We start from the raw sequence: 4,367 nt of genomic DNA, 5'->3' as shown, positions 1-4,367 counted from the left end.
GCGTGCGCGTCGCCTCGTAAAGGACGGAGACCGGGTGATCGGCGTCGTGGCTGAAGACGCCGAGGGGCGCGATTTCCGCGTTCGCGCCCGGCGCGGCGTCGTGATCGCCACGGGCGGCTTCGAATGGAACGAGACGCTCGTGAAGAGTTTCCTGCGTGGGCCGATGACCGGCCCCGTGAGCGTTCCCGAAAATGAGGGCGATGGCCTGCTGATGGCAATCGAGGCGGGCGCGCAACTCGCCAACATGCAGAACGCCTTCTGGCAGCAGAGCGTGCTCGAGGCCAAGCCCCAGCACCGCGCTGCTAAACCCAATTATCTGCTCGCCTCCGATGAACGGGCACGGCCTGGCGCCATTTTGGTCAACCGCATGGGACGGCGCTTCGTAAACGAGGCCGCCAATTACAACGCCATGGGCAAGGCGCTCCACGCCTTCGATGCCGGAACGCACAGTTACGCGAACCTGCCCTACTGGCTGATCGTCGACCAACGCTATCGGGACAAATATCACCTGTTCAACACGCCGCCTGGTGCGCCCGTTCCGTCGTTCATGATGCAGGCCGACACGCTCGAAGGCCTGGCCGAACTTGCCGGGATCGATCCCGCAGGGCTCAAGGATCAGGTGGAGAGGTTCAATGCGATGGTCCGTAACGGCCACGATGACGACTTCAATCGCGGCGATGCCAGCTATGACAATTTCTACATGTGGGGCGACATGGACTTCGACCCGCCCTTCCGTACGCTCGGTGTCATCGACCAGGGCCCCTTTTACGCGGCCAAGATGGAGTCCGGTGCGCTGGGGACGGCGGGCGGACCGAAGACCAATGCCGATGGGCAGGTCGTCGACTGGAACGGCAACGCGATCCCTGGCCTCTACGCCGCAGGCAATGCGATGGCCTGCGTGCTGGGCGATGTCTATGGCGGCGCCGGTGGTACGCTCGGCCCGGGCATGACCTTCGGCTATATCGCCGGCAAGCATCTGGGAACGCATCTGCCGAACCACTGAGCAGGGGATGCGGGCCTGCGGTCGTCAGGCCCGCCCGCCACCGCGACACCAATTGCTGGATGTCTTCGGAATCTCGTCTTTAGGGTATCGGACAGCACTCCTATTTACATCGTTGAATATCTCGTGACATTGTATCCCGCCGGGCGACCATATGATCCCCCAGTGGCGGGATTCGAGGAGTGACGAGTTGATCGGGGAGGGATCGGGGCGAACGCCGCCGCCACGTGAGATCGTGGCCTTTCACGATCATGGCTCGCCGATGTCGGACCTGGCGCGCGTGGTGCTCGACGCGCTCGGACAGGAGCCGAAAAGCCTCGCGGGGCTGGCCCTGATCGACCGGCGCTCGGCGGCGCTCCGGCAACTGTGCGGTTTGCCCGAATATTATCTCCAGCGATGCGAGGTCGAAATCCTGCGCACCCATGGCGAAGCGATCGCTGCGGTCATAGGGGCGCATGCTCAACTGATCGGAATTGGCGGCGGCTGCCTCGACCAGATCCGCCACCTGATTTCGGCCCTCACCGATCCCTGGGCCTTCGTTACCGTCGATGACGAGCGCGAAGGTCTCCTCGCTGACGCCCGCCTGGTCCAGCAACTTTGGCCGCGTCTGTGGGTGGAAGCGGTGCGCGCCGATCTCCAAGCCTCGATGACCCTGCCGCCCAACGCGGGTGGGGGGCGCAGGATCGCCTATATGCCGGGGAACATCATCGGCAATTTCGATCCGGCGAGCGCCATCGGCTTGCTCGCCCAGCTGGGGGCCGCCGTGGGTGCGGGCGGCCTGATCCTCGTGACCGTCGATCTGCGCAAAAGCCCGTTGATCGTCTCCTCTGCCTATGATGACCCGCACGGCTGCAACCAGGCGCTGATCCTGGGCGTGCTCGACCGGCTCAATCGGCAGCTGGATGCTACGTTCGACCCGCGCCTGTTCGAGCATCATGTGCGTTATGAGCCGGAGCGCGGCTGCGTCTCGGCAAATCTGGTCAGCCTCGGGCCACAGGATGTTCGCATCGCAGGAACGGTGTTCCGCTTCGCCCAGGGTGAGGCGTTGCTGGTCGAGCGAAGCTGGAAATATGAGGTCGACGATTTTCGCGCATTGGCACGGGGTGCCGGCCTGCGTCCGATCGGGCTGTGGCAGGATGCCAGGGCCTATGTCGGCTCCTTCCTCCTCGAAGTCATGCCGACCGACTGAAGGCATGGGATTTGCGCCGCTTGCGCGCTATGCACAGGCCATGGCCGGACCCTGTTTCACGCTCGAACTGCCCCATCCCATGCCGCTAGCGGGTGTTGACGAGGCGGGCAGGGGGCCGTTGGCCGGGCCGGTCGTTGCGGCGGCGGTCATTCTCGATCGTGATCGGGTGCCTTCGGGAATCGACGACTCCAAGAAGCTGAAGGCCGGCGCGCGCGCCGCGTTGTGCCTCGAACTGCGCAAGGTCGCCCATGTCGGAGTCGGCATTGCCAGCGTCGAGGAGATCGACAGTCTGAACATCCTATGGGCATCGATGCTGGCGATGGAGCGGGCGGTTGCGGCGTTGGGCATCGATCCGGCGATGGTGCTTGTCGACGGCAATCGCTGCCCCAAATGGACGCGCCCCTCGCTGGCGGTGGTCGGGGGCGACGCCCGTTGCCTGTCGATCGCGGCCGCCTCCATCATCGCGAAGGAAGAACGCGATCGGATGATGGTCGAACTCGATCGGGCACATCCCGGCTATGACTGGGCGAGTAACAAGGGCTATGGCACCGCCGCACACATGGCAGCGCTGGATCGCATGGGGCCGACGCCCCATCATCGGCGCAGCTTCGCTCCCATCGCACAATTCTCGATGTTCCGGGTCGAAAGCGCAGCCTGATCCTCAGATCCCGCCGACGAAGTCGAGGCAGCCACGCCGGAAGCCCCAACTGTCGGCGGGGCACTCGTCTGGATAACGGACCGAGGCCAGGACCGCCCAGCGATAGCCACGGTCCCGCTCGGAGCAGTCGAAACAGTCGGAGGGAGCCCGGGCGTCGCTTGGTACCGCGTCGTCGATGGTCGAGGCTTCGGCGCGGGAGAAGAGGGATACGTCGCCAACAGGACCGTAAGTCCGCTGCGTGAGCCCGTCGACCGTCGCCAGCCCTGCCAGTGTGCCGCCCAGCACGGCGGCGACGGCTGTCACAGCCAGAGCCGGAGGAGATCGCCACTTTGACCACAGCATGACCCTTAAACTGCGATACGGAGCAGCCGTTCCGAAAAAAATCGACGAATGGCGACGGGGTGAGTCCCGCAGGCCACACCACTAGGGATTGAGTCCCGGTCCCCTGTTCGGACTCAATATGAAGTGACGGACTCCTTTCGTTCCGTTTGCTCGAGTCGAATCTGCGATTCGGCCGCCAAACTATTGTTCTTGACCGAAGAGTCCTGATGAATCACCGTGCGCGGCGATAGTAAAAGGGGGTCAATTCGATGGGTGTTCTCGAGAAAATTCCGGCCACGCGCCGTGCGCGTCGCGCCGTCGAGGCCCCTGCGCGCCTGCCCCTCAACGAGATTTTGAAGGGCGATTGCATCGAGACGATGCGCGCTCTGCCCGATCGCTGCGTCGACATGATCTTCGCCGATCCGCCCTATAATCTGCAGTTGGGCGGGGACCTACACCGGCCCGACGGCAGCCAGGTCGACGCGGTCAATGACGACTGGGACAAGTTCGACACCTTCGCGACCTATGATCGCTTCACCCGCGAATGGCTGCGCGAGGCGCACCGGATCCTGAAGGATGACGGCACGATCTGGGTGATCGGCAGCTATCACAATATCTTCCGCGTCGGCACCGCGCTGCAGGACCAGGGCTTCTGGATCCTCAACGACATCATCTGGCGCAAGGCCAATCCGATGCCCAATTTCAAGGGCACCCGCTTCACGAACGCGCATGAGACGCTGATCTGGTGCTCCAAGGCGGAGAAGGCGAAGTATACCTTCAACTATCGAACGATGAAGGCGCTCAACGACGACATCCAGATGCGGTCCGACTGGACGCTGCCGATCTGTTCGGGCGGTGAGCGGCTCAAGGGCGACGACGGCGCCAAGGCGCACCCGACCCAGAAGCCGGAATCGCTGCTCTATCGCGTCATGCTCGCCTGCACCGAGCCGGGCGATCTGGTGCTCGATCCCTTTTTCGGCACCGGCACGACCGGCGCCGTCGCGCGCCGCCTCGGCCGCCGCTGGATCGGTATCGAGCGCGAGGACAAGTACATCAAGGTCGCCAACCAGCGGATCGCGGCCACGCTGCCGCTCGACGAGAGCGCGATGCTGTCGATCCCCGAGAAGAAGGCCGCCCCGCGCGTCGCCTTCGGCTTGCTGGTCGAAAGCGGCCTGATTCCGCCCGGCTCGGTCCTGAGC

At 64.2% G+C, this 4,367-nt stretch carries 5 protein-coding genes; 4 read left to right on the top strand and 1 reads right to left on the bottom strand.

The window, feature by feature from the left end:
- The 3 genes from KAY22_RS25120 to KAY22_RS25110 form a co-directional block, all read left to right on the top strand.
- Positions 1 to 1,003: FAD-binding protein (locus KAY22_RS25120; protein WP_296625847.1), on the top strand; the 1,003-nt coding region annotated here is incomplete at its 5' end.
- 187 nt (positions 1,004 to 1,190) lie between these two features.
- Positions 1,191 to 2,189, top strand: coding sequence for an L-histidine N(alpha)-methyltransferase (locus KAY22_RS25115; RefSeq protein WP_296625846.1), 999 nt, complete (start codon positions 1,191 to 1,193; stop codon positions 2,187 to 2,189).
- 40 nt (positions 2,190 to 2,229) lie between these two features.
- Positions 2,230 to 2,847, top strand: coding sequence for a ribonuclease HII (locus tag KAY22_RS25110; RefSeq protein ID WP_296625845.1), 618 nt, complete (start codon positions 2,230 to 2,232; stop codon positions 2,845 to 2,847).
- 3 nt (positions 2,848 to 2,850) lie between these two features.
- Here the strand turns inward: KAY22_RS25110 and KAY22_RS25105 are convergent, their stop codons facing one another.
- A complete protein-coding gene (locus KAY22_RS25105; protein ID WP_296625844.1) occupies positions 2,851 to 3,150 on the bottom strand; it encodes a hypothetical protein in 300 nt (99 codons plus the stop codon).
- Positions 3,151 to 3,437: 287 nt separating this feature from the next.
- Here KAY22_RS25105 and KAY22_RS25100 point away from each other — a divergent pair.
- Positions 3,438 to 4,367, top strand: a 930-nt coding sequence (locus KAY22_RS25100) for a site-specific DNA-methyltransferase (RefSeq protein ID WP_296625843.1), incomplete at its 3' end; no start/stop codon positions are given.

This window comes from Rhizorhabdus sp. (assembly GCF_018006725.1).
Taxonomy (GTDB): Bacteria; Pseudomonadota; Alphaproteobacteria; order Sphingomonadales; family Sphingomonadaceae; genus Rhizorhabdus.
Note: the sequence above shows the minus strand (reverse complement) of the source record. Positions and strands in the feature narration are given on the sequence as shown.